This is a genomic window from Paenibacillus athensensis, from assembly GCF_004514475.2.
Taxonomy (GTDB): Bacteria; Bacillota; Bacilli; order Paenibacillales; family NBRC-103111; genus Paenibacillus_AL; species Paenibacillus_AL athensensis.
In genome coordinates this window covers 246165-270357 of record NZ_MYFO02000007.1, presented here as the reverse complement: position 1 = coordinate 270357, position 24193 = coordinate 246165, and the positions used below count along the sequence as shown (strand labels likewise).

Annotated in this window: 14 protein-coding genes and 2 pseudogenes; 11 read left to right on the top strand and 5 right to left on the bottom strand. The window is 58.0% G+C overall.

All coding sequences use genetic code 11. From position 1 onward, the window contains the following. Nucleotides 1-769, top strand: a pseudogene (locus tag B5M42_RS15200) (hypothetical protein); the annotation flags it as partial. 176 nt (nucleotides 770-945) lie between these two features. Here B5M42_RS15200 and B5M42_RS25585 read toward each other — a convergent pair. From B5M42_RS25585 to B5M42_RS15180, 3 genes are all read right to left on the bottom strand, one after another. After that, a complete protein-coding gene (locus B5M42_RS25585; protein ID WP_134750014.1) occupies nucleotides 946-4101 on the bottom strand; it encodes a S8 family peptidase in 3156 nt (1051 codons plus the stop codon). A 111-nt stretch (nucleotides 4102-4212) separates the two neighbouring features. Then, a complete protein-coding gene (locus B5M42_RS25580) occupies nucleotides 4213-4443 on the bottom strand; it encodes a response regulator transcription factor (protein ID WP_209280655.1) in 231 nt (76 codons plus the stop codon). A gap of 374 nt (nucleotides 4444-4817) precedes the next feature. Beyond that, nucleotides 4818-6287 carry a methyl-accepting chemotaxis protein gene (locus B5M42_RS15180; RefSeq protein WP_167689634.1) on the bottom strand — a complete coding sequence of 490 codons (1470 nt, stop codon included), beginning with the start codon at nucleotides 6285-6287 and terminating at the stop codon, nucleotides 4818-4820. A gap of 366 nt (nucleotides 6288-6653) precedes the next feature. Here B5M42_RS15180 and B5M42_RS15175 point away from each other — a divergent pair, with 366 nt between their 5' ends. The 8 genes and pseudogenes from B5M42_RS15175 (at nucleotide 6654) to B5M42_RS15140 (ending at nucleotide 21219) form a co-directional block, all read left to right on the top strand. Next, nucleotides 6654-7634 carry an HNH endonuclease gene (locus tag B5M42_RS15175; protein ID WP_230632928.1) on the top strand — a complete coding sequence of 327 codons (981 nt, stop codon included), beginning with the start codon at nucleotides 6654-6656 and terminating at the stop codon, nucleotides 7632-7634. Nucleotides 7635-7854: 220 nt separating this feature from the next. Then, a pseudogene (locus tag B5M42_RS15170) lies at nucleotides 7855-8259 on the top strand (ABC transporter substrate-binding protein); the annotation flags it as partial. 156 nt (nucleotides 8260-8415) lie between these two features. Then, complete coding sequence (locus B5M42_RS15165) at nucleotides 8416-11244, top strand: Ig-like domain-containing protein (protein ID WP_167689632.1); 2829 nt, start codon at nucleotides 8416-8418, stop codon at nucleotides 11242-11244. A gap of 290 nt (nucleotides 11245-11534) precedes the next feature. Beyond that, on the top strand, nucleotides 11535-13142 hold the full coding sequence (locus tag B5M42_RS15160; RefSeq protein WP_329959322.1) for a malate:quinone oxidoreductase: 1608 nt from the start codon (nucleotides 11535-11537) through the stop codon (nucleotides 13140-13142). Between the two features lie 475 nt (nucleotides 13143-13617). Beyond that, complete coding sequence (locus B5M42_RS15155) at nucleotides 13618-14304, top strand: hypothetical protein (RefSeq protein ID WP_134750008.1); 687 nt, start codon at nucleotides 13618-13620, stop codon at nucleotides 14302-14304. Further along, entirely contained in the window at nucleotides 14301-15950 is a 1650-nt protein-coding gene (locus B5M42_RS15150; protein ID WP_134750006.1) for a polysaccharide deacetylase family protein, read from the top strand. Before B5M42_RS15155 ends, B5M42_RS15150 begins: the two co-directional genes overlap by 4 nt. Nucleotides 15951-16194: 244 nt before the next feature. Continuing rightward, the gene (locus B5M42_RS15145; protein WP_134750004.1) at nucleotides 16195-17667 is read left to right on the top strand and encodes a protein adenylyltransferase SelO; all 1473 of its coding nucleotides are present in this window, start codon (nucleotides 16195-16197) and stop codon (nucleotides 17665-17667) included. Between the two features lie 384 nt (nucleotides 17668-18051). Beyond that, nucleotides 18052-21219, top strand: a complete 3168-nt coding sequence (locus tag B5M42_RS15140) for a CBM35 domain-containing protein (protein ID WP_134750001.1) — start codon at nucleotides 18052-18054, stop codon at nucleotides 21217-21219. Between the two features lie 173 nt (nucleotides 21220-21392). Here B5M42_RS15140 and B5M42_RS15135 read toward each other — a convergent pair whose 3' ends face one another. Continuing rightward, nucleotides 21393-21869 carry a ferritin-like domain-containing protein gene (locus tag B5M42_RS15135; RefSeq protein ID WP_230632926.1) on the bottom strand — a complete coding sequence of 159 codons (477 nt, stop codon included), beginning with the start codon at nucleotides 21867-21869 and terminating at the stop codon, nucleotides 21393-21395. Nucleotides 21870-22002: 133 nt separating this feature from the next. Here B5M42_RS15135 and B5M42_RS15130 point away from each other — a divergent pair, with 133 nt between their 5' ends. Further along, entirely contained in the window at nucleotides 22003-22434 is a 432-nt protein-coding gene (locus B5M42_RS15130) for an SRPBCC domain-containing protein (protein ID WP_134749997.1), read from the top strand. 54 nt (nucleotides 22435-22488) lie between these two features. Here the strand turns inward: B5M42_RS15130 and B5M42_RS15125 are convergent, their stop codons facing one another. Beyond that, the gene (locus tag B5M42_RS15125; protein WP_134749995.1) at nucleotides 22489-23478 is read right to left on the bottom strand and encodes a methyltransferase; all 990 of its coding nucleotides are present in this window, start codon (nucleotides 23476-23478) and stop codon (nucleotides 22489-22491) included. A gap of 161 nt (nucleotides 23479-23639) precedes the next feature. On the opposite strand from B5M42_RS15125, the gene B5M42_RS15120 reads away from it, so the two are divergent. Further along, nucleotides 23640-24104, top strand: a complete 465-nt coding sequence (locus B5M42_RS15120; RefSeq protein WP_134749993.1) for a heme-degrading domain-containing protein — start codon at nucleotides 23640-23642, stop codon at nucleotides 24102-24104. Nucleotides 24105-24193 lie beyond the last annotated feature (89 nt).

Sequence of the window (24193 nt, the reverse complement as noted above, 5' to 3'; positions counted from 1 at the left end):
AGCGGGGGATATCGTCAAGGTCTACAAACACGGCGATTTGAAAACGCTGCTGGGCACAGGAACGGTAGCAGCGGGCAAGACAGATGTGACGATTAGCCTGAAGGACACCGGAGCTACAGCCGGTTCGGTGGACCTGACGGTAACGACCAAAAACAAACGGGAATCGCAGGTGTACGAAGCTGCGTATGAGGCGACGCCGCAGACGGCCAAATTGAAGGCAGAGGCAGTTGTCGCGACGAACAACTTCGCTAAAGCAGATACGATTGTGGTGTCGGGTCTTCCTTTGGGCGGCAACGTCGTTAACGTATACGCCAAAACAGATGACGTCAAGCCGCTGGCTACGGCAACTGTAGCAGCGACAGCCACGTCGGCGACGCTGAGCATTGCGCAATTGGGCGCAGATGGCGGTAAGGTGTATATTTCCGTGCTGGCGCTGGGCAAAACGGTGTCTGACAAACTGGAAGTGAGCTTCGACAAGGAGCCGCAAACTGGGGCGCCGGAGGCATCCAATATCGTTATTGCCAACAATAAGGTTGGGAAGCCCGACACGATTAAAGTATCCGGTCTCGGTGCGGGCGACGTGGTGAAGGTTTACAAATCCGGTACGACTACGCTGCTTGGAACGGCAACTGTGGTAAGCGGTAAAACAGATGTCACCCTCTCCATCACTCAGCTGGGTACGACCAGCGGTGCTGTCGATGTTACGATTACTTCCAAAGACAAGCGGGAATCCGCTAAAACGAACCAGACGTACACAGCCGAAGCTTAACGTTGCGGCATACGTACTCCGCTTTAAACGAGCCTTTGATCGCGGCCGCTTCCGATAGCCTGTCGGAAGCGGCTTTTTTGCTGAGGGGATCGCGGAACTTTTCATCAAAAAGGACTGTATCCGGACATCTGTCGATGTGTCGGAATACAGTCCTTGCCGATTTTTTTACGAAAATGCTATTTCTTGAGCGTGTCCAACATGCGTGAAATGACGACGGCCGCTTGGGCACGCGTGCAGATACTGGAGGGCTCAAAGCCGCCCGTCGGAGTTCCATGGATCAAGCCGAGGCCGGAGGCGATGCGGACCGAGGTGCGGGCCCAGCTGCTGACAGCCCCTTCGTCGGAGAACTTGACCTCGTCGGTGACGATGAGGTCCGATAGCTTTTTGCCGGTGGCGTACAGGTAAGCATTGACCATCATAACAGCCATCTGCTCGCGTGTAATACTGGCGGAAGGAGCAAATTCCTTCTCGCTTACTCCACTGACGATATTGGCTTCATAGGCGGCGTAAACCGCTTCCCGGTACCAAGCGTCGTCGGCTACGTCCGTGAAGCCGGTAGCGCTGCCGTGCCGCTCCAGATGGAACGCTTTGGTCAGCAAGGTGACGAACTGGGCGCGCGTCATGCTGGCGTCCGGCTGAAAGCTCGCAGCGTCGAAGCCGTCGACAATGTGTTGTGCGACCAGCGACTCGATTTCCTTTTGAGCCCAGTGTTGCTGGATGTCGCTAAAGGTGCGCGGGTCGTGCGCCGGTTGTGTCTGATCGTCCGCCCTTGTCTCCAATACGGCGTATTGGGAGAAATGCGGAAGTTTGGCCGAGATCGTGCCATTGCTGTTCAGCGTTCCGCCCACAGAGGTCCATGCGCCCGTTTGTTCATCCAGTACGTAGACGCCCAAGTGAGCGGGGTCTTTCACTTTGGACTTGTCATACGTAAAGGTTGCCTGAATCGGTTGGTTAAATTGAGTCACGGGAGCCCCATCGACGGTAAAAGAAAAATCATAAACCGGCGAAGCAGCCTGATATCCGCTCATCCCCGGAGCGGCCTTGAGCGTCGACTGGAAGCGGAAGGGAACGCTCTCGTCCTTGACCGGCAACGCATTAGGCGGAATTTGCAGCGAGACGTCATTGCCTTTAATGACAATCGACTTATTGCGGCTGGCTGCTTTGGCGATCACATCGGCGTCGAATTCGATAGTCAGGACGTCCAGCTTTTCCTTAGTCGTGGCGTCCAGCGTCAGCTCTTTGGTATCTTTGTTTAAATCGATCAGCAAATCAATTCGCGCCGGCGTCAGCGCGTAGACCATTTTGCCATTGGTCAAGGTCGGAGGAGTCTGCGTACTGCCGCCACCACCACCACCACCGCCGCCGCCCCAGCCCCCGCTGGCAGGCGTTTGAATGGTGTATTGATACACGGCATCTTCGCTGAACACACTGTTGTTGCGGGTAGCCACCGTTAAAACAGAGCTTTTGCTGATCCGCAAGGACCCGCCCATCATAGTAAACTTACCGTAAGAGGTGCCGCTAGCGTCTTGCAGCCTGTAATAAACTTCTCCCTCCAGATAGGGAGACGTGATAGTTACGTTCTGGGCGCCTGAATACTCGCCGGAGGGCAGGCTGACCGAAGGAACAACGGGCCGATTCAGAAAGGTCTCGATATTGGAACGGTGAACGTAAGTTTTACCGCCTTCTCCCGTCTCGACCCAAGAGCCAAACACATAGAAATAATAGACGGGGTTATTGCTGCTGATGGTCGTCGTAAGCTGAACCTGGCCGTTGACCAACGATCCGTTATAGAAGCTGCCGTAAGAATAGGACGTATCCGACTCGCGGCTAATTGCCAATTCTTCATAATGTCTGGCTTCCAGGCTAACGCCATAGGTGGCGTTGACGACCGAATCGTGGACATCGAGCATGGTGAATTGATACGTGACGTCTTGATAAGTCGGGAAATTGACCGATGCGCGGGTCATTTTGAGCCGTGGCAGTTGGAACGCCCGCAGCCCTTGGATTAAGCCGCTTCCGTAAGCCATTGCCGGCGATACGGCATTATTCGGATATTCGGTAAAGTTGACATAATCAAATTGCTCAGTATCGTGCAAAAAGGCCGGTTTTACCGATGTGCGTAAAATCGTTGCGATATCGTCATCGTCCAGCGCCGCATTATTGGCCTTGAGCAGCGCCGACAGGCCGGCAACGAAAGGAGAGGCCATTGAAGTGCCGGACATGTACGTATATCCCCCGCCAAGCTTGGTGCTGTCGATCTGTACGCCGGGCGCAACCACATCGACCTTGCCCACATTGGAGAAATCGGCAATCGCATAACTGGAATCCGGGAGCTGGGCCACGGCGCCGACGCTGATCACCTCTTCATACGCCGCTGGATAGGTTGCCAATTTGGCGTATCGCTGCGTATCCTGGGCGGGATTGTCCATTTGCCCAGGTTCGTTCTGAATCCAGTGGTTGCTGTCGTTACCGGCCGCGGCCACCATAACGATATGCTGACTGTATGCGGTCTTGATCACATCGTGCAGCGCCCGGCTATCCACAAGGCTACCCAAGCTCATATTGACTACGTCGGCATGATGATCCATTGCATATTGAAGGGCTTGAATCAGCAGGGCGGTATCGCCGTAACCGTCCTGGTCCAGCACCTTCAACGGCATGATCTTCACGCCGGGAGCTACGCCATAGACGGTTCCGGTGACGGTATTGGCCCCAACGATGCCTGCCACGTGGGTGCCGTGACCGTTGTCGTCTTGAGCAACCGTATCGTTATTGACAAAATCGTAGCCTGGCACGATGGCGTCGACCAGATCGGGATGGGACAAGTCGACGCCCGTGTCGATCACGGCCACGGTAACCTGCTGATTGTGCTGCACGGTCGAGAAATCGCCCAAATTGTTCAAGTCGGCTGCTGCTTTGCCCCAGGTTTTCATATAGGACTCGTCTCCGTCATACAAGGTGCCGGATATGGCCGGTTGCGGGGCAGCGGCGCTCAGATGAATTTTATAAACGGGTTCGACGTACGCTACGTCAGGATCGCTTTGAAGCTCGGCCATTTTATCGGCAACGGCTGTTGCGGGGTTAAAGCTGAGCGTGGTCCAATCGGCCGGAGCGGCGGACCGCGCTTGCAGGGTCAAGCTGCCTGAATGCGCAGACGGCTTATATTTGACCAGCACCTTGCCGGGAACGACGTCCTTCGTCGCGGTCGGTGCAGCTGCGGATGCTTCCGCTTGCGGTCCGGTCTCAGCCGCGTACCCGCGGGCCGGCAGCAGCAGTCCTGCGCCCAGCACGAGACCTGCCAGAATCCCTGCATACATTTTCTTGTGAACCATGAAGCGCCTCCTCGTAGTCTCGAACTCTATGAATTCGAATTCATATTACAAACTCAATTGTAATAGAAGAAGCGTTTGGAAGATATCAAAATTTATAAAAACTGGTCCTATTCACAAAAATGACAAACTCCCCTGCAAGCAGCGGACTTCTTTCGATAATCGGCTGCTTGCAGAGGAGTGGTTTGCTTTGCGGGGAGATCGGTACCGCTGGGCCAAATAAAGCTGGGCTTCCGTGCCGGAATAAGCTGGCTGCGTATAGCCGTTTGCGCGCACGATGCCGCAAAGCAGGCGGTTGATATCGTCGTCATCCTCAACGACGAGGATATGGACTTGATCCGTCATGGTAGGGTGCTCCTCCGCCGCCCGGATTGTCGGGAATTGTCTGTCTATCTATGGTCTTGATCATTGTACCATGAGTTTATACGCGGCGTGTTTCTGGGGCTAGGCTCGGCTGGCGGCGGTTCCAGAGAAAAAGACGCCCGCGACGCCAAACAACCTCCGCTCCCGGGCAGGGGAGGGAGGTTGCGTCCAGTTGTCAGCCTTAGAAGTCCGGTGAAAAAGCAGTGTCCTCCGGTCGATAGCGGTCTGCCACTCGCTGTGGTAGCCGGATTTGCCGATGGAATGACCCCGTTTGGGGTGAAAATCCGTCTACAAAGGCGACCGCTGACGCTGTTCCAAATCCCTATCGACTCTCCGGCCACTTGTTCACCGAACTTTTAGGCTTTCTCCGATACGGTTTTCAGATGGCCGATCAGCGTATCCAACTCCTGATAGCTGCCGGCGATGGAGGTGATGCGGCTGTCCTGATTCTCCAGACTTGCGGTGATTTCCTCTACGGAAGCCATGTTTTCTTCGGTAATCCCGGCAATGGTCGTGATTTCGTCGCCGATGCGGCTGTAATCCGCTTGCAGCTTTTCCGTAGCTTGCGCCAGCTCGACGGAACGCTGACGCACCTCCTGAATATTCGCCGTGACGTCGCGAATGACGGTTTCGACCCGGCCGGCAGCAGCGCGGCTGTTGTCGACGGCTGTATTGCCAAGGCGTACTTGCGCAGCGACCTCTTCGGTTTTCTTTTGAATCGTACTGAGAATGGCGGTGATTTCTTCAGTGGAGCGCTGCGAGCTTTCCGCGAGCTTCCGCACCTCGCTGGAGACAACGGCAAAGCCGCGTCCGTGCTCGCCGGCGCGCGCCGCTTCGATGGCCGCATTAAGCGCCAGCAGATTAGTCTGGTTGGATATTCCGTGGATCGTCTGCACAATGCCGGAGATTCGCTCGTTTTGCATGCCCAGCTCATCCATCAGCGCTACAGTCGTCTGGATAATGGTTTGTACCTGCTGCATATCGGCTGTCAGCGCCGAAACCTGCTCGTCGCCGTGTCGGGTGAGCTGTTCGCTGGCCAGTGAACGCTGCTCCATTGCCGCGGAGCTTTCCACGACAATCTGCACAACCTTTTCGACCGACTGGATCGATTCGCTGATATCCGATACGCTGCTGGCTTGCGTCTCAGCGCTTTGCGAAATTTCGCCGAAGGCCGACGTGACCTCGCGCGAGATCATCGCGGTTTGCGAGACGTTCGTTTTCAGATCGCCGTTCAGTGAAGTCAGCACGCCAACGGAGTCGGCGATTTGCGTCAGCATGTTTTCTGCTCGGCTGCGGGCCTGCTCGGCGGCCAGCTCCTTGGTGCGTACCTCCGCGAGCAGCTTCCCGGAGAAGCGGCTGGAGAACGCAAGCGCAAACGTGACCATCACGAGGAACATGTACAAGGTAAGCGGATCATTGTCGCCGAAAACGTTTAACTCCGGAGCGATGAACTGCAAGTAGGCTGTCAAGCCTGCGCCGAGGATGCCGGCGAACACGATCGGCCGATGATTATTGTAAAGCGTCATAAGCGCCAGATTCACATAAACGAGAAAATACGTCGTAATGACCGGCCCGGAGTAGAGGAGGAGCGTTGTCAGGAATGTAACTGCTGCGCCGACCAGATACATCTGATAAGAGGCCCAAATCCGTATGATCGATAAAAAGGACATGATGAGGGCGATTCCGCCGCCGAAGGAAGCCAAAATGAGAATCGATTTGCTGCTTGCTCCCGTCAGGAAATCGACGGCAAGGCCAAGGACCAGCATGCCCCAAATGATGCGGGACAAAAGGCGGTTTCTTTGATGCAAAAGCGCGCTTGTGGACATCGTGACATCTCCTTCGTTTACAATTGGTTGCAACCGGATTTTTTTCATCATGTCATATCGATTCGGGATTGTAAAGACCGATTCGCCGGCTTTTTGCCTGGAGGTCTGTTGCTCAGGCCAGACTTGGGTGCGGGCGTGCAGAATACGCGTGGAGCCGCCTGCGCGCCTGCTTGCCTAAAAGCGGCGGCGGTCCCCGATTGGGAGCGTAAAGCTGTGCGGACGTCTGGTTCATGGAGCGGATGGAGGGAATGGCTGTCAAGCAGGTCGGGATGCGCGGGGGAGCGTGTATCGGCACTAAGGTTTCGGCATGAGGTCGGGATGTGGTACGATAAGATCAACACACGAGAAGCGGGGCGGACGGGCAGGATGGCGGTTAAGCGGAGAAAAAGAAGACGACGCAGCAATGCGTCAACGGGGCTGGCAGCCGAAACGGCGCCATTGGCCAGCGCGAGCGGTACGGCTGACGGGGAAGCGCCCCCGCATGCCGGGCCCGCGGAAGAGGCCGAAGCCGACGAGACGGGGCGGACCAAGCTATGCGCCTATTGCGGTCAGCCTAAGCCGCTGGCGGACTTCAAGCGGCGCTCAGGCAAGCGCCGCGGGGCGACAGCGCGCCGCGGCGCCTGCAAAGCGTGCCGGGCGGAGCGCCAGGAGCCGGGGCTGGCCGAGGACGAGCCGGCAGAGGCTGCGGGAGCGGTCCGCGCGGCGGTGGGCAGCGCAAGGGGCGAAGGCGCGGAAGGTGTCGGCGTGGCAACGGGCAGCACAGGGGGCGAAGGCGCGAGAGGTGTCAGCGCCGCAGAAGGCAGCGCGGAAGCCGGCGGCAGCGACGAGCCGGCCGGAGCGGCGCCGCGCAAGCGGAAGCGCCGGGGCCGGCGGCGGCGCTCGAAGAACAAAGCGGCGCAGGTCCAGCCCGCGCAAGCCGAGCCGGGGGCCGTGCCAGCAGCGAAGAAGCAGCCGGTCATCCTTCAGGTACCGCTGCGGGAGCTGAAAAAGATCGGCCTGGTACCGAGCCGGGAAGGCTTTATTCGCATGCGCGGACGAACGGACAACGGCCGCCGCTGGTATCAGGAAGTCGATCCGGGGCTTGCCTGGACACTGGTCAAGGAGCGAGCCGCGGTCGTGGTCAACCGTCAGACCATCCAGCGGCTGTTTAGCAACAAGGAGTTCCGGCGGCTGATTCTGGAGCGGGACCAGTATATATGCCGGTTTTGCGGCCAATACGGAGATACGATCGACCATATGCTACCGCGCGCCAAAGGCGGGCATACCACGCCGGACAACTGTGTCTGCGCCTGCCACAGCTGCAATCAATCCAAGGCCGATAAGGATCTGGAGGAGTTTATTCAATAAATATCGAAGCTGCGTTCATTCGGCAGACCGGAAATTCCGGGCCGGACGGGGGCAGCTTTTTTATGTCCGAAAAGCAGCAAGTCACCGAGATCCAGCCAGTAAAGAAAGCCTATCCTACGGTGTTGACAACCGATCGGGGAGCGGCTAGTATTGTTTTTAAATGATATTGATAATCATTATCATTATAAAACTGAAAATCCCACAACAAGGAGAATGAAACACGGTATCCGTGCTGGAGACCGATATGAAAAGCTTCTACGTCTTTGGCGATAAATGGGCCCGCGGTACGGAAATTCTTTATCAGGCAATGGGTCTGCAGATGCCGGAGAAAGTGAAGCAGGACGCGCTCGGACCGGGCTACTATACGCTCTCCAAAGAAGTGCTTCCCGACTATGCCGGCGATTATATCGTACTCAGCACCGACCCGAACGGCGACCGCTCCTTGCTCGAATCGGACATCTGGAAAAGCAGCCCCGCCGTTAAAAATCGCCATGTGATCGAGATTTACGCGAAGGCTTCTTCGTACAGCGATCCGATTACGCTGGAATACCTGCTGGATATTTTCAAAAAAGGATTTTTGGGCCAAAAAAGGCCGCAGCGGCAGTGCTATTTCGACTGCAAATGACATTTATTCTCTAACATCCCGCTTCCGAATTTCCGATATTATCCTTAACACGTTTGTGTGGATGGATAGAATGGATATCGGGGGGGCTATTTGATGAGATTATTTTGGCAACGGTTAGCATGGTCATTCGTTTTTGTCTGCGTGGCAGGGTCCCTCTTGTATCATGATTTTGCCGGAAAGCCGGCGTATGCCGCCAGTGAAACGGTAGCGACGCTGGACGATTTTAAAAGCAAGCTGGATGCCAATTTGCATAGTCGGGCAACCTCCTTCACCCTTGTGTACACAGGTGGCATTTTGAACCAAGCTTCGCTCGAAACGATGATTATGGATATTTTTAATGCAGACGACTATCTGTGGTACAGCTTGAAATCCCGTTCGTATTCCTACTCCTACAGCGGCAACACGACAACGGTAACGTATACCCCCACCTATTGGGAAACGGCGGATCAGGTGAATGCGGTCTCCGCTAAAGTGACCGAGGTGCTGGCCGCGATTCTGACGCCGGATATGAACGATTTCGAGAAGGAAAAGGCGATCCATAACTGGATCGTAACTAACTTGGCTTACGACACGTCCCTGGTTCAGCATTCCGCTTATGCAGGCCTGTTCGGCAGCAAGAAAACGGTATGTCAGGGCTATGCGCTTTTGACCTTCAAGATGTTGAAGGAAGCCGGTATCGAGAACAGAATTATTGAGGGTAAGGCGGGCACCACGCTGCATACCTGGAATCTGGTGAAGCTGGACGGCAAGTGGTATCATCTGGACACGACTTGGGACGACCCAGTTCCCGATGTGGCTGGGCGCATCATTTATGATTATTTCAACCTGACGGACGACCAGATCAAAACGGTGCATACGTGGACGAAAACATATCCTGCAGCCAACACCGACTTCCAGACAACGCTGGACGACAAAGCGGTCGCAGACTCCGGCAAAGCGGCGTTTTATCAAAATATGACCGACTTGCTGGGTTTCTCGTACCTGCAAGCTGCGAATACCGTAAGCAATGCTGCGGAGCTTGCGGCCAAAATCCAAACCGCGATTGCTACGCACCAGCCGTCCTTCAAGGTTCGTCATAGCAACGCCAGCGCGGCGTTGACGGATTTGAAAGCTGCGGTCACGGGCTTTAGCAATATTTCCTCTTACGGTTATAGCGTATCGTCATTCACACGAACTGTTTCTACAGCCGACGGTATTGTGACGGTGAATTTGACTTACAGCGATCCGATTGCGGTCACTGGCGTGAGCTTGAATACCGCTTCAGCCAATCTCGCCGTGAACGGTACGCTGACGCTGACTCCGACAATTCAGCCGGTGAACGCATCGGTTAAAGGCGTTACCTGGACATCGTCCAATACGGCAGTGGCCACCGTCAGTGCGACGGGAGCGGTTACGGCCAAAGGAGCCGGTACGGCGGTGATTACCGCTACAACCAAAGACGGCAGCTTTACGGCATCGGCTACAGTCAAGGTATTTATTCCGGTATCGGCTCTGACACTGAACAAAACAGCGATTACCCTTAAAGTTGGCGACCCCGACTTCGTGATCGTGGCTACCGCTGCTCCGGCCAATGCCAGCGATAAAACGGTAACGTGGAGCAGCGGCACGCCGGCCGTCGCCACCGTAGACGCGAACGGCAAAGTTCACGCCGTGGCACCAGGCTCGGCAACGATCAGCGTGAAGTCGACGGACGGAGCCAAGACGGTTACAGCCGTCGTGACAGTACCGTATCCGGTCACGGGAATCACGCTGAACAAGACCGAGCTGACGGTGAACACAGGCGCCACTGCCGCATTGACGCCGACCATCGCTCCGGCCAATGCCGCGGTGAAAACGGTGACTTGGAGCAGCAGCGCGCCGACGATTGCGACCGTAAGCACCACGGGCGTGGTGACGGGCAAAGCGGCCGGTGAAGCCGAGATTACAGCGACGACGACGGACGGAGGAAAAACGGCGGTGGCGAAGATCACCGTTATCCAGCCCGTAACGGCGATCACGCTGAGCAAAACGGCGCTGACGCTGAAGGTCGGCGATGAAGACGTCACGCTCACAGCGACGGTGGCTCCGGCCAACGCCACGGTGAAAACGGTGACTTGGAGCAGCAGCAACGCAGCGGTGGCAACGGTCGATGCAAACGGTAAGATTCATGCCGTGGCCTCGGGCACAGCGACGATCAGCGTGAAGTCGACGGACGGAGCCAAGACGGTTACAGCCGTCGTGACGGTGCCGTATCCAGTCACCGGCGTTACGCTGAGCAAAAGCGCGCTGACGGTGAACGTGGGGGCCAGTGCCGCGCTGACGGCGACCCTCGCTCCGACGAACGCCACGATCAAGACCGTGACGTGGAGCAGCAGCGCGCCGGAGATTGCGACCGTGAGCACCACGGGCGTGGTGACGGCCAAAGCGGCCGGCGAAGCGGACATTACAGTGACGACGACGGACGGAGGCAAAACGGCGGTGGCGAAAATCACCGTCATCCAGCCCGTAACGGCGATCACGCTGAGCAAAACGGCGCTCACACTGAAGGTCGGTGATGAAGACGTCACGCTCACAGCGACGGTGGCTCCGGCCAACGCCACGGTGAAAACGGTGACGTGGAGCAGCAGCAACGCGTCGGTGGCAACGGTCGATGCGAACGGTAAGATTCATGCCGTGGCCTCGGGCACGGCGACGATCAGCGTGAAGTCGACAGACGGAGCCAAGACGGTTACGGCCGTCGTGACGGTGCCGTACCCGGTCACCGGCGTCACTGTCAGCAAAACGGCATTGACGCTGAAAGCAGGCACAACGGTTGCCGTAACGGCGACGGTTGCGCCGACCAATGCGACCAATAAAGCAGTCGCCTGGAGCAGCAGCAATACGGCCGTGGCAACGGTAAGCGCAACCGGAGCGATTAAAGGGATAGCCGCAGGAACGGCCACAATCACCGTAACCACAGCAGACGGCTCCAAAACGGCAACGGTTACGGTTACTGTGACGAACTAAGGTCGGTCACAGCACCCAATGGAACGGCTCTTTCACAGCGATGTGAACAGAGCCGTTTTCTTTTATGGGCCTGCCCCTATGAACGTGGTTCCTGTAAGCCCAGACGGCTCCGGTTCCGCTTTGCCGCGGCGTACATATACTGATAACGGGGCCTGGGACGGCTGAGCTTCAGAATCATTTGATAATTGATCGCGTTTCGTCTTATTTCCGGCTTTAATTGACCCCGAAACTATCATATAATTGTAAATATCTTATTCGTGCAAATAGTGTTAAACTAAGATCAGGTGATCATGGAACCAGAGAAGTCGTGGACCCAGGCTGCGCCCTGTCTTGCTATGGCATTTGAGCGGGACGCCCGCCAGCTTCTCTTCAAATATCAGTGTGTTAGGACGGTAAACATGGACGACAGACAAACCACAACAGACGTTATTTTAATCGGAGCCGGCATCATGAGCGCTACACTCGGGGCGCTGCTGAAGGAGCTGGCCCCGGACTGGAACATCACAGTCGTTGAGAGACTCGCGAGTGCGGGAGAGGAAAGCTCCAACGAATGGAACAACGCCGGAACCGGCCATGCCTCGCTGTGCGAGCTGAACTATACGACAGCGAAGCCGGATGGCTCGGTGGATATCAGCAAGGCGATCAAGGTGAACGAAGAATATCAGGTTTCCAAGCAATTCTGGTCGTACCTGGTCAACAGCAGACTGATTCGCAATCCTCGCGATTTCATCTCGCAAGTCCCGCATATGAGCTTTGTGCAGGGCGAGCAGGACGTGCAGTTTTTGCGCAACCGTTTTGAAGCCATGTCGGCCAATCCGCTCTTTAATGGCATGGAGTTTTCCGACGATCCGGCTACCTTGAAGAAGTGGATTCCGTTGATGATGCAAGACCGGAAGCCGGGCACGCCGATCGCCGCGACGCGGATCGAAGCGGGTACGGACGTGAATTTCGGCGCGTTGACGCGGATTTTATTTGAACACCTGCAAAGTAAGAACGTCGTTATAAAATACAAGCACAATGTAGATGATATTAAACGTACGCGCGACGGGGCTTGGGAGCTGAAAATCCGCAACGTCGACAGCGGCGCGGTGGAACGCCGTTCGGCCAAGTTCGTATTTATCGGCGGCGGCGGCGGCAGCCTGCACCTGCTGCAGAAATCGGGTATCCCCGAAGGCAAAGGCATCGGCGGGTTCCCGGTCAGCGGCTTGTTTATGGTCTGTCAAAACCCCGAGGTCGTGGCCAAGCATCGCGCCAAGGTGTACGGTAAAGCCGCGGTCGGAGCGCCGCCGATGTCGGTGCCGCATCTGGACACGCGCCTGATCGACAAGAAGGAATCGTTGTTGTTCGGGCCGTTCGCCGGTTTTTCGCCGAAATTCCTGAAGAACGGTTCCATGATGGACCTGCTCACCTCGGTTAAAATGCACAACCTTGTCACGATGATGGCAGCGGGCGTCAAGAACGTGCCGCTGACTACCTATCTGATCAAGCAGGTCATGTTGTCCAAGGAACAGCGAATGGAAGAGCTGCGCGAATTCGTGCCGACGGCCAAAAGTGAAGATTGGGGCATGGTGGTGGCCGGCCAGCGCGTGCAGATCATTAAAGACACGGCGGCCGGCAAAGGCACGCTGCAATTCGGCACCGAGGTCATCAGCGCGGCTGACGGATCGATTGCCGCATTGCTGGGCGCTTCTCCGGGAGCGTCGACGGCTGTCTCCGTCATGCTGGAAGTCATCGGGCGTTGTTTCCCGCAAAAGCTGCAGGCGTGGGAGCCGAAGATCAAGGAAATGATTCCGTCCTACGGCAAAACCTTGCTGGAGCACCCTCAGCTCATCGCCGAAATCCATGCCTCGACGGAAAAGGCGCTCGGACTCAGCGCAGAGCTGCAGCTGGCGAAGTAGGTTGACGCCGCTGGCGGAATCAACCGGAAATGACGACAATCACATAGAGCACGAAGGTCAAGCGTCCGGGAATCCGGGCGCTTTTCTTATGCCCGGTGAGATGCTGGCGTCGAGCGACGTCCGGCCTGCATGTCAAGTGAATGTCCAGAGGATGTCCAGATCGATATCGGAGAGCGGTGTGAAGACGTCGGCGGGAAACAGCCATATATATAGGACGCAGGACGCCCTTCGGGGCGTCTTTTGGCATGTGCAGGGTGGCGTCTTTCGACAGTTGTTCTGGATATTTTCGCCTAAAAGGAGACGGAAAAGTAGTCCCGCAGCGGCTGAAGGGCGCGCCGCGAGGCCCTGTTATACCCGGGTGGATGCCTGTAGAAAAAGGGACTCCAGCCCCGCTGCAAATCGGGCAATTTCCACTATAATGAAAGAAAATTATCGAAATCGTTTGACATTTTCCGGGAAAAAGGTGATCTTGACGATGTTGTCTCTTTTTCAAAAGCAGAAAAACGCTCCAGAGCTGCAGCAGCAGCCGGTCTCCGCAGCGGGAAGCGATACGGCGGCGCAGCCGGAAGCGCCTGTGGCGGCTGCAACGGCTGAGGACGGACCGGGCGCGTTCGGCAGCAAGGCGCATTTGGACAAAAAGTCGCTGGATCTGGTGTTTGCCGTCGAGCAGATGATTCAGGCCAAGCAGCACGTGGAGCTGAGCCATCAGGACCTGCAGGAGCGGCTGGGCCATGCGAACGGGCAGATCGAGCGGTTGAGCCGCGATTTGCGCACGCACCATAAGGTGATCGAGGAGCGCGAGGCGGCGATTCGGGAGCTGGAGCAGCGGATGTCGGACAAGAACCTGAAGATCGACCAGATGATGGAGGATTATCGGGAGCTGCAGGCGGCTTTGTCCGGAGAGATTGAGGAGCTCAAGAGCGCGATGGAGCTGGAGCGGCAGAATTATGCTTCGCTGCTCAGCAAGCATAACGAGACGCTGGTGGAGAAGAACAAGCGGATCGGCGAGCTGGACGAGAAGAACGGCAAGCTGGAGACGGAGCTGGCGCATTTGAAGCTCAAGTATGAAACGATTCGTCAGGAGAAAACGCATCTGATGAATATGGTCAACGATTTCACCAGTCGGATGACGGCTCCCTTTGTCGCGCAGACAGGCGATTGAGCGAGTCCAAGCGGCAAGGGACGGAACTGAAGCCGGACCGGGCGGACTGGATTCGCAGCGAGTGGAAGTACGGCGGACGCAGGTCGGGCGGGGAAGAGAAGGACGAGGCGGGAATGGCATACAGCGCGAGAGTCGTGGAGCTGCTGGGCCTTCGGAGAGCCGATGACGGCATGCACTGCATGGAGGTCGGGATTGCTTGGGAGGATCGGCAGGCGTTTTTTGAGACAAAGGTGGATGCGGGGACATACGACGCTATGATGGCGCTGCGGCCTCTGGACGGGGAACGGGTTCGGCTGTCGCCGTATCCGAAATGGGACCCGTACCGACGGACCTGGTACGGTGCAATGGTCCGAATGGACGGCGTGTCGCGCGATACGCTGTATTTTGCTTGCAGTGCGGATTTTGCCGGACTGCTCGGGAGGCTGCGCGAGGGCGAGCTGCCCGCGGAGCTGCGGCGGGTCGACCGTGAACGACCGCTTGGAGCCGGCCGGTCTTCAGCGCCGGCGTCGGGGCCGCTGCTGCGTGGGCGGACAGCGGCGGTGGAGCCGGAGGCGCGGACGGCTGAGCCTGAGCCGCAGCGGCGCGGGTCGGGGCAAGCGTCGGCGATGCCGGTCGCAGGCCGCTCGCCGGGTGCGGTGCAGCAGCCGGAGGCGACTGGGGCGCGGGCGGCACGCAGCGTCGGACGGCCGTCGGGCAGGCGCCGATTAGCGGGCTCGAAGCTGACGGCGCGGTTGCTGCTGGCTGGCGGGGTGCTGGCCGGGCTGACAGTTCCGTCGGCGGGCGCGTGGTGGAGCAATCACGCCGAGGCAGTGGGCCGGCAAGCCCCGGAAGCTCCGGCGCACGCTGTCGCCTCAGCGATTCAGGAGCTGGCGTTGGGTGGGTCGGCGGCTGATGGCGGAGCGCAGGAGTCCGCCGGCGCGGCGATGGCGATGGGCGGCGTCCCCGTCGAAGCGGCGGCGGTCCGCATGACCGATGCCGGAGCGACCGACACCGAAGCCACTGAAGCCGAAGCTACCGGCACGGAGGAAGCGGGAGACGCTGCGGCTGCGGAGCGCGCACACAGGATCGACATTGGCGGCGGGAAGGAATTTTTTGAGCTGCCCAAGGTGTATGTAGCGCTGACGTTTGACGACGGGCCTTCGGCCATGACGAAGCCGATCGTCGATATGCTGAGCGAAGCGGGCGTGAGCGCAACGTTCCTATTTGTTGGGAAAAATGCGGAGCGACGGCCCGAGGATGTGGCCTATGCCCGCAAGCACGGAATGGCCGTGGGCAATCACTCGTGGGATCATAGCGTGCTGACGAAGGCGAAGACTGCCGAGCAGCGCAGCAATATGGCCAGAACCAACGATGTGCTGGAAGCGGCCGGACATGCGCCCGTGACGGTGTTCCGCCCTCCCTACGGAGCGGTGAACGAAACGCTGCTCGCGTCCGCCAAAGCGGAAGGAATGAAGACGCTGCTCTGGAACCGCGATCCCGAAGACTGGAACGCCAAAAAGCCGGAGGACATCCTCCGGTACTTCCGCGAGGTCGAAGCGGCGGGCGGCGTCTATGTGCTGCACGAGGACAAGAATACGGTGGCGGCGCTGCCGGATATCATTCGATTGTTGCAAGATAAGAAGTTGACGTTTGTGTCGTTTGAATAGGCTGGCCGTTTCTGCCTGCGGGTGGGAGCGGTTTTTTTATGGGCAATGGTCTCAAAATAAGGAGGCGTGCGCCGTTGTTTTCATTGCCGCGCTGGCGAAAGCTTGCAAGCTGTCGATGGAAGTGCCGGCGGGTTCTTGATCAGCAGCCCAACAAGGACGGCGCTTGGGACAGGATGAGCCGACCTTGCTTCTTGTGATATGATGAAGGTGAAGGCTTGTCCTAACAATCATAAAGGAGCCTACCATGACAGATATCGCATTCACCGCGAAAGCGGGATGGAAGTTTGACAATAGCTACGCGCAGCTGCCGCAGCTGCTGTTTACCCGGCTCGACCCGACGCCGGTGCGCAAGCCGCAGCTGGCGGTGCTGAACGCGCCGCTGGCAGCAGCGCTCGGGCTGGATGCCGAGGCGCTGGCGAGCCCGGCGGGCGCAGCGGTGCTGGCCGGCAGCCGCGTGCCGGAGGGGGCCGAGCCGCTGGCTCAGGCCTACGCGGGACACCAGTTCGGCTACTTCAACAAGCTGGGGGACGGCCGCGCGCTGCTGCTCGGCGAGCAGCTGACGCCTGCAGGCGAGCGGCTGGACATCCAGTTGAAGGGTTCAGGCCGAACCCCATATTCCCGCGGTGGCGACGGCCGGGCGGCGCTGGGCCCGATGCTGCGCGAGTACATCATCAGCGAGGCGATGCACGCGCTGGGCATCCCGACGACGCGCAGCCTGGCTGTGACGACGACGGGCGAGCCGGTCTACCGCGAGGTGGAGCTGCCAGGGGCAGTGCTCACTCGCGTAGCGGCGAGTCATGTGCGCGTCGGCACGTTCCAATACGCCGCGCAATGGGGCGGCGTGGAAGAGCTGCGGGCGCTGGCCGACTACACGCTGCAGCGCCATTATCCGGCGTGCGCGTCGGCTGAGCATCGCTATCTGGCGCTGCTGGAGGCCGTGATGCAGCGCCAGGCGGCGCTGATCGCCCAATGGATGCAGGTTGGATTCATTCACGGAGTCATGAATACCGACAATATGGCGCTCAGCGGCGAAACGATCGATTACGGTCCGTGCGCCTTTATGGACGCGTACGATCCGGAGACCGTCTTCAGCTCGATCGACAGGCAGGGACGCTACGCCTACGGCAATCAGCCGTATATCGCCGCGTGGAATGTGGCGCGCTTGGCCGAGGCGCTGCTGCCGCTGCTGGACGAGGACCGGGAAGCGGCGCTCCAGCTGGCGCAGGAGAAGATTGAACGCTTCGGCGCGATCTATCAGGGCTATTGGCTGAGCGGGATGCGGGCCAAGCTGGGCTTGCACGGCGCAGAGGACGAAGACGAGGCGCTTGTCGGCGAGCTGCTGGAGCTGATGCGGCAGTACCGCGCCGATTACACGAATACGTTCCGGGCGTTGACGCTGGACCGGCTGACGGGCGAGCTGCTGTTCGAGACGCCGGCGTTCGTCCAGTGGCGGGAGCGCTGGACGAGCCGGCTGGAGCGGGAGCAGACGACCCGCGAAGCGGCGGAGGCGCTGATGCGCAGCAGCAACCCGGCCGTTATTCCGCGTAACCATCGCGTCGAGGCCGCGCTGGAGGCGGCGGAGCAGGACGACTACAGCGTCATGGACAAGCTGCTGGCGGCGCTGGCGCAGCCTTTTGCCTATACGCCGGAGCAGGAGGCTTACGCGGAGCTGCCGCTGTCGTCGGGACGTCCGTACCGGACGTATTGCGGCACATAGGGCCAATAAAACGGGTAAACAAACAGGAGGTTTCGGGCCGATTCAACGGTCTGGAAGCCTCCTTTTTTGCGCGCGTCGCTGCAGGCAGCGGGGGAGCGTGCGCTGCTCATGGAGGTTTTTGGAAGAAATAGACGTGTCATGAAGCCGATCCTGATCCAGTCTGGGCCGACGGCAAAATACGCGGTTGGAGAGGGCTCTTGGTCACAATTGTTGCATTAAAGGTCATAAGCGTAGTGGTTCGTCCATAGGGAAATTTCTACAATTGAGATATTGGAGCGGATCGTTCCGCCCCGAGTTCACCCCGCCGAAAGGAGTGCAGGTATTCACAAGCTTCAGGAGCAAGCGAAAGCAGGCATCAGATTTTAAAGCGACGGAGGTTATAAAATGAAAAAGAAAGTTCGGGTCAGCAAGCTTTTGACTTATGTAATGGCACTGTCGTTACTGGCCGTGCAAATTCCGCTGGCGTCGGTATCGGCAGCCGCACAAACCTATGAAGCCGAATCGGCAACGCGTTCGGGCGGCGCTTCGGTAGCCACCGATCACAGCGGTTACACAGGAACAGGTTTTGTAGGCGGTTTCACAGACAGCAATAAAGGGAATGCAGCAACTGCTTTTTCTGTAAGCGCTTCCTCTGCAGGCAGCTACACAACGGTTTTGAGATACGCCAACGGCACGGGTTCTGCCAAAACGCTGAGTCTTTATGTAAACGGCACGAAGCTCAAGCAAATCACGCTGAACGCAACGGCCAATTGGGACAGCTGGGGAACGGAAACCGAATCCCTTTCGCTGAACGCTGGTTCGAACACGATTGCTTACAAGTTCGATACAAGCGATTCCGGCAACGTGAATCTGGACAACATTGTCGTCGACAAGGATTTGGGCGCGAATCTGGCGCTGAACAAATCGATTACAGCCAACAATACCTATGCGGGCTTCCCGGCTGGAAATGCCGTTGACGGCAATACGGGCAGCTATTATGAAGGCGCTGCCAATTCCTATCCGAACACGCTGACCGTCGATCTGGGCAGCACGCAAACGGTAGGCACTGTCATACTCAAGCTGCCGGCTGGCTGGGGTTCCCGGAATCAGACGCTTTCCGTTCAGGGCAGCACGAATAACTCGACGTACAGCACGCTGGCCGGTTCCGCATCCTATGCGTTCAACCCGGCTTCCAGCAATACGGTGACGATTTCTTTTAGCGCAGCATCGGCCCGTTATGTTCGGGTGAATTTCACGGCGAACTCGGGATCGACGGGCGGACAAGTAGCTGAACTGGAAGTGTACGGCACAGGCGGTACGCCGACAGCAACGCCTACGCCAACGGCTACACCGACGCCGACACCAACGCCAACACCGACGCCAACAGCCACACCAACACCGACACCAACGGCTACACCGACACCAACGCCAGTACCAACCAACACACCGGCAGGCACTTACGAAGCTGAAACAGCCACTCTGGCAGGCGGTGCAGCAGTAGCAACCGATCACACGGGCTACAGCGGTACAGGCTTTGTAGGCGGATTCATCGATTCCAATAAAGGAAACGCTTCCGTCAAATTTACCGTCAATGTCGCGACAGCAGGCAACTACAACGCATCGCTGCGTTATGCCAACGGCTCTGGCGTAGCACAAACGCTGAGCCTCTATGTCAACGGTACGAAGCAAGGCCAGACCTCGCTTCCGTTAACGTCCAGCTGGGATACCTGGTCCACGAAGGACGAAACAGTAGCGCTGAATGCAGGCAGCAACACGATCATGTACAAATATGACACCACCGACACCGGCAACGTCAATCTCGACAAAATCAATCTGGCGATCATCATCGCGACACCAACGCCAGTACCAACGCCAACGCCGCCTCCAGGCACCTACGGCGCTACCATGCCTTACGACACCTATGAAGCGGAAGACATGACGTACACCGGCGCTTTGATCGGACCTTCCCGAGCACTGGGCAATCTCGCTTCCGAGGCTTCCGGCCGCAAAGCGGTCAAGCTGACTTCCGCAGGCCAATACGTTCAATTTACACTGGCCAAAGCAGCGCAAGGCTTGACGATCCGTTACTCGATCCCTGACAACGCTTCCGGCACAGGCATCGATTCGGCGATCAGCCTCTATGCAGGCGGCACGCTGATCAAAGATGTCGGCTTGACTTCGAAATACAGCTGGAACTACGGCGAGTGGGGCACAGAAGGCGGCCAAATCCGCTGGTCCAACAACCCGAACGCCAACTCGACGACGCCGGCTCATATGTATGACGAGGTTTCCGTCAATCTGGGTCAGCAGTATCCGGCTGGAACGGTCATCAAGCTGCAGCGCAACTCGAACAACCTGAATTTCAGCTCCACAGCCAACGTTACGGTCGACCTTGTTGAAGCCGAGCCAATTCCGGCAGCGCTCTCCATGCCGTCCGGCTATGTATCGATCACAAGCTACGGCGCCGTAGCCAATGACGGCAACGACGATACGGTAGCGATCAACAATGCCATCAACGCGGTGAAAAATTCCGGCGGCACGTACCAAGGCATCTGGATTCCGGCCGGCACGTTTAACCTGAACAACGGCAACCGCGGCGCAGCTTACGATGCAACAGGCACACGCATCTACCTGCCAAGCGGCGTCTCGATCAAAGGCGCGGGCATCTGGTATTCCACCCTGTCCGGCAACTATGCAGGCATTTACATGAACGCAGGCAATGTCACCTTGTCCGATTTCAAAATCAGCGCCAACGATATTATCCGCGATGACTACAACGGCGTTACAGGCGTTGAAGGCGTCGGAACCAACTCGACGCTGACCAACCTGTGGATCGAGCATGGCAAAGTCGGTTTCTGGATCACGAACCAAACGAATAACGTGACCATTTCCAACTCCCGTGTCCGCAACGTTTGGGCTGACGGCCTCAACCTGCACCGCGGTACGTCGAATTCGACCGTAACGAACAACTCGTTCCGCAACAGCGGCGACGACGGCATGGCGATGTGGTCGGACGTCTATCTCGATACAAACAACACGTTCAGCTACAACACCGTTCAGATTCCAACGCTGGCGAACGGCATCGCGGTTTACGGCGGCCAAAACAACAAAGTGCTGTACAATCTGATTTCGGATACTGTCAGAACGGGCGGCGGCATTTCCTTCGGCACGAACTTCACCCCGCCGTCGATGACCGGAACGCTGACGATTCAAAACAACATGCTGCTGAGAACCGGCTCCCCTCACCGCGACTACGGCTATGAAATCGGCGCCATTTGGACTTACTGGCTCAACAATAACGGCAAGGCGCAAAACTTGACCGTCAACGTATCGAACAACACGATGCAAGACAGCACCTTCGAAGGCATCTTTATCGAAGAACCGGCTCCGAACATTACCGTGAACTATACGTCCAACAGCATCATTAATGCCGGAACGTATGGCGTCTATGTACGCGAATCGGCAACAGGAACCTCCGTCTTCAACAACAACACCGTGAACGGAGCGCCTTCGGGCAAATTCCTGAACAAGTCCACAAGCTTTACCGTTTCGGGAACAGGAAATAACTGGTAATTCGCTGCACCCACAAAAGAAGCTGCCTCAGCCGGCAAGAGTCGGTCGAGGCGGCTTTTTTCCTTACTTTTCATTCGTAAAAAAAGCGGGTCGCGCCCCCGGGTCTGGCTCATCGAGCCTTGCCGTCCGCCGTTATGCGCTAAAGCGGTCGCTGGCGGCTCACGCCGGGCACATCATTTATTCGTTGTGTATAAGTAATTGTAATACCCGGCGTGCTTGATTTCGTCGGTCATGATTTCGAACATCCAATCGCGGAATCGCGGATCGATCGTCAGGTAGATCATGCGGTATTTTTCGAATGCCGCCAACTCTCCAAGCAGCGCTTTGGCGATGCCCTCCGTATATTGCGTCGGCAGCGCCTCGGGCATATCCGGCTGCTCCGGCGCCGGCCGGCCGGTCAGCTGCGTATATATGGAACGAAACATGCGGCGATGCTTCCGCTCATCGTCGCGAATGCGCGCGATGATTTCTTTTTCCTGCTCATTGGGAGCCATCCGAATCAAGGTATCGTAGAAAAGCTCGTCATTGCGTTCGCCCTGAATCGACTTCTCGATGAGCTTCAGCACGCCGTCCTCGCCGCGGCTATACGGCACATAGCCGGTACGGGCCGCGCTATAAAAGGGAGGAAGGGCATAAGCTGCATAAAACAAATGAATACACCGCCTTATCGAAAATGGTAAAATACACATATACAGGATATTCACCTAGCCTGCAAAGGTGTATAGAACGATTTGGCTAGGGAAGCAAGCAAACATCATCCAACTGAATGGAGGTCATTTCTTTATGGACAACATCACCAAAATGCTTGTACACCGACCAGCCGTTGCGGTATTCGAGGCGCTCGTCGATCCGGCCCAGATGGCCCAATACTGGTTCTCGGGCACGGAACGCCTGACGGCGGGAGGCGTAGTTACTTGGCGGTACGAAGAGTACGGTGCAGAGGTGGGGATTCGCGTGCTGGAGCTGGAAGCGGATCGGCGGCTGGTTTTCCAGTGGGGCGTTGACGGCAGCGGGCATGTGGTGACGGTTACGCTGACGGCGTTGGATGAAGAACGGACGGTGATCGAGGTTTGCGAGGCGGGCTTTGACGAGCAGGCCGAAGGCTTTGCTCTGGAGCTGGCGGACAACAAGGAGGGCTGGGTCTACATGCTGACCTGTCTGAAAGCTTACGTGGAGTTCGGTATCGGTACGCTGCGGGCCAGCTTGGTGAAATAAACCAGGCGGGGCCGGCTCGTCTCCCTGAGGGACGTGCTGGCCCCGCCCAAGCGATCAGGCTGGATGGCACTCGACGGCATACCGCCCGGAGGGCTGCACCCCGGCTGCAGCCACCACAAGCCCGGCCGCTGCCGCCAAGCGGCGGAACTCCGAGAGGGTGCTGGTCGTGCCGCCAAGCAGCACCTTCTCGAGGTCGAGCCGGCGCGGCGCGTCATCGGGGCAAACGCCGCCGATGACCAGCACACGGCCGCCGGGCCGGGCCGCTTCTGCACAACGGTGCAAAATGGCGACGGTTTCCGCGTCGGGCCAATTGCCCAGCACCTTGTGCAGCAGATACAGATCCGCGCCGGCCGGCAGCGGTTCGAAGAAGCTTTGACCGACGACGGTGAGGCGGGCGGTCAGGCCGGCGGCCAACACGGGCTCAGCGGCCCGGGCCGCCGTATGCGGCAGATCGACGAGGACGCCGCGCATCCGGGGATGCGCGCGCAGCAGCTCGATCAGCAAGGAGCCGGTGCCGCCCCCGACGTCGACGACGGCGCGCACCGCGTCCCAGCCCCCGACCAGCGACAGGTCGGGGTTGGGGGTTCCATGCCCGGCCGGACCCATCAGGGCATCGAATTCCGCGCCCAGCTCGGGATGGGCGGCCAGGTCTTCCCAGAACGGCAAGCCGAACAGCTCGCTGTAGCCGGGGGCTCCGGTCCGCACGTAAGTGGGCAAGGTGCCCCAGGCGTAGGCGAAGCGGCCGCCGATGCCGTTCAGGTCGGGCCGGCGCTGTGGATCGAGCAGACCGCGCGAGACGTCGTTCAGCGCAAAGCGGCCCGGAGCGATCACGTCGAAGACGCCTTTGGCGGCGAGGTGATCCATGACGGTGTGCAGGGCAACGGCATTCGAGCCGGTAGCCTCCGCGAGAGGCCCGATGTCGCACACGCCGGCGTCAAGGCGCTCGGCCACCCGCAGCGTACCGACGACGTGCAGACACCAGGGCGTACACAAATCGCTTAGCGCTTCAAGATTGGGGCGCGGTTCAGGAAATAAAGGGGACACGGTACAACCTCCCGAATATCGAAATATGCAGCTCAACCGGGGACGGCTGATCGCTGCCTGCCGCTCTTGGCCGAGCGGGTTAACTTTAGCATGCAGGGTTGTCTATTTTTCATTTTATAGTAAGATAGCCATGTAACCAACTCTCAGAAAAGAGGGATTCCATGAACGAGTTTATGAAAACGTTATTAGGTCACGAAGAGGAGCTGCAGTTTGATGCCTTTTCGAATGAAGACGCTCTGCGCCTCGGCACGTTGATCCGCCAAATCGCGCTGGACGAAGTGGGCAAGGGCGTGGCGATTCACATTGAAAACGACCGCCATCCGCTGTTTACGCACTACATGGAAGGCTCCTCGGAGGGCAATACCTACTGGATTCAGGCGAAAAAAAACGTTGTGAAGCATTTCGGACACAGCTCCCTGTATGTCGGCGAATCGTTCAAAGCGCAAGGAACGACGTTCAAGCTGAGCTCCGGCCTGCCCGAGTCGGACTATCAAGGCGAAGGCGGTTCGTTCCCGCTGCTGGTGCGCGGTGAAGGCCGCATCGGTACCATCACCGTATCCGGTCTGCCGGGTGAAGAGGATCATCAGCTGGTCGTTACGGGGATTCGCAGATTTTTGCAAAAGTAAGCGCCTTCACGAAGGCGCATTGCGCCCGATAGTCGCCGGACGACTGCGACTGCGTTCAGGTAGCCGCCAGAGGACGGACGCTGCGCACA

Excerpts from the sequence above, each read along its gene's own strand:
- B5M42_RS15160 (WP_329959322.1), top strand. The coding sequence starts at position 11,535 with ATGGAACCAGAGAAGTCGTGGACCCAGGCTGCGCCCTGTCTTGCTATG.
- B5M42_RS15145 (WP_134750004.1), top strand. The coding sequence starts at position 16,195 with ATGACAGATATCGCATTCACCGCGAAAGCGGGATGGAAGTTTGACAAT.
- B5M42_RS15175 (WP_230632928.1), top strand. The coding sequence starts at position 6,654 with ATGGCGGTTAAGCGGAGAAAAAGAAGACGACGCAGCAATGCGTCAACG.
- B5M42_RS15180 (WP_167689634.1), bottom strand. The coding sequence starts at position 6,287 with ATGTCCACAAGCGCGCTTTTGCATCAAAGAAACCGCCTTTTGTCCCGC.
- B5M42_RS15155 (WP_134750008.1), top strand. The coding sequence starts at position 13,618 with ATGTTGTCTCTTTTTCAAAAGCAGAAAAACGCTCCAGAGCTGCAGCAG.
- B5M42_RS15140 (WP_134750001.1), top strand. The coding sequence starts at position 18,052 with ATGAAAAAGAAAGTTCGGGTCAGCAAGCTTTTGACTTATGTAATGGCA.
- B5M42_RS15120 (WP_134749993.1), top strand. The coding sequence starts at position 23,640 with ATGAACGAGTTTATGAAAACGTTATTAGGTCACGAAGAGGAGCTGCAG.
- B5M42_RS15130 (WP_134749997.1), top strand. The coding sequence starts at position 22,003 with ATGGACAACATCACCAAAATGCTTGTACACCGACCAGCCGTTGCGGTA.
- B5M42_RS25580 (WP_209280655.1), bottom strand. The coding sequence starts at position 4,443 with ATGACGGATCAAGTCCATATCCTCGTCGTTGAGGATGACGACGATATC.
- B5M42_RS25585 (WP_134750014.1), bottom strand. The coding sequence starts at position 4,101 with ATGGTTCACAAGAAAATGTATGCAGGGATTCTGGCAGGTCTCGTGCTG.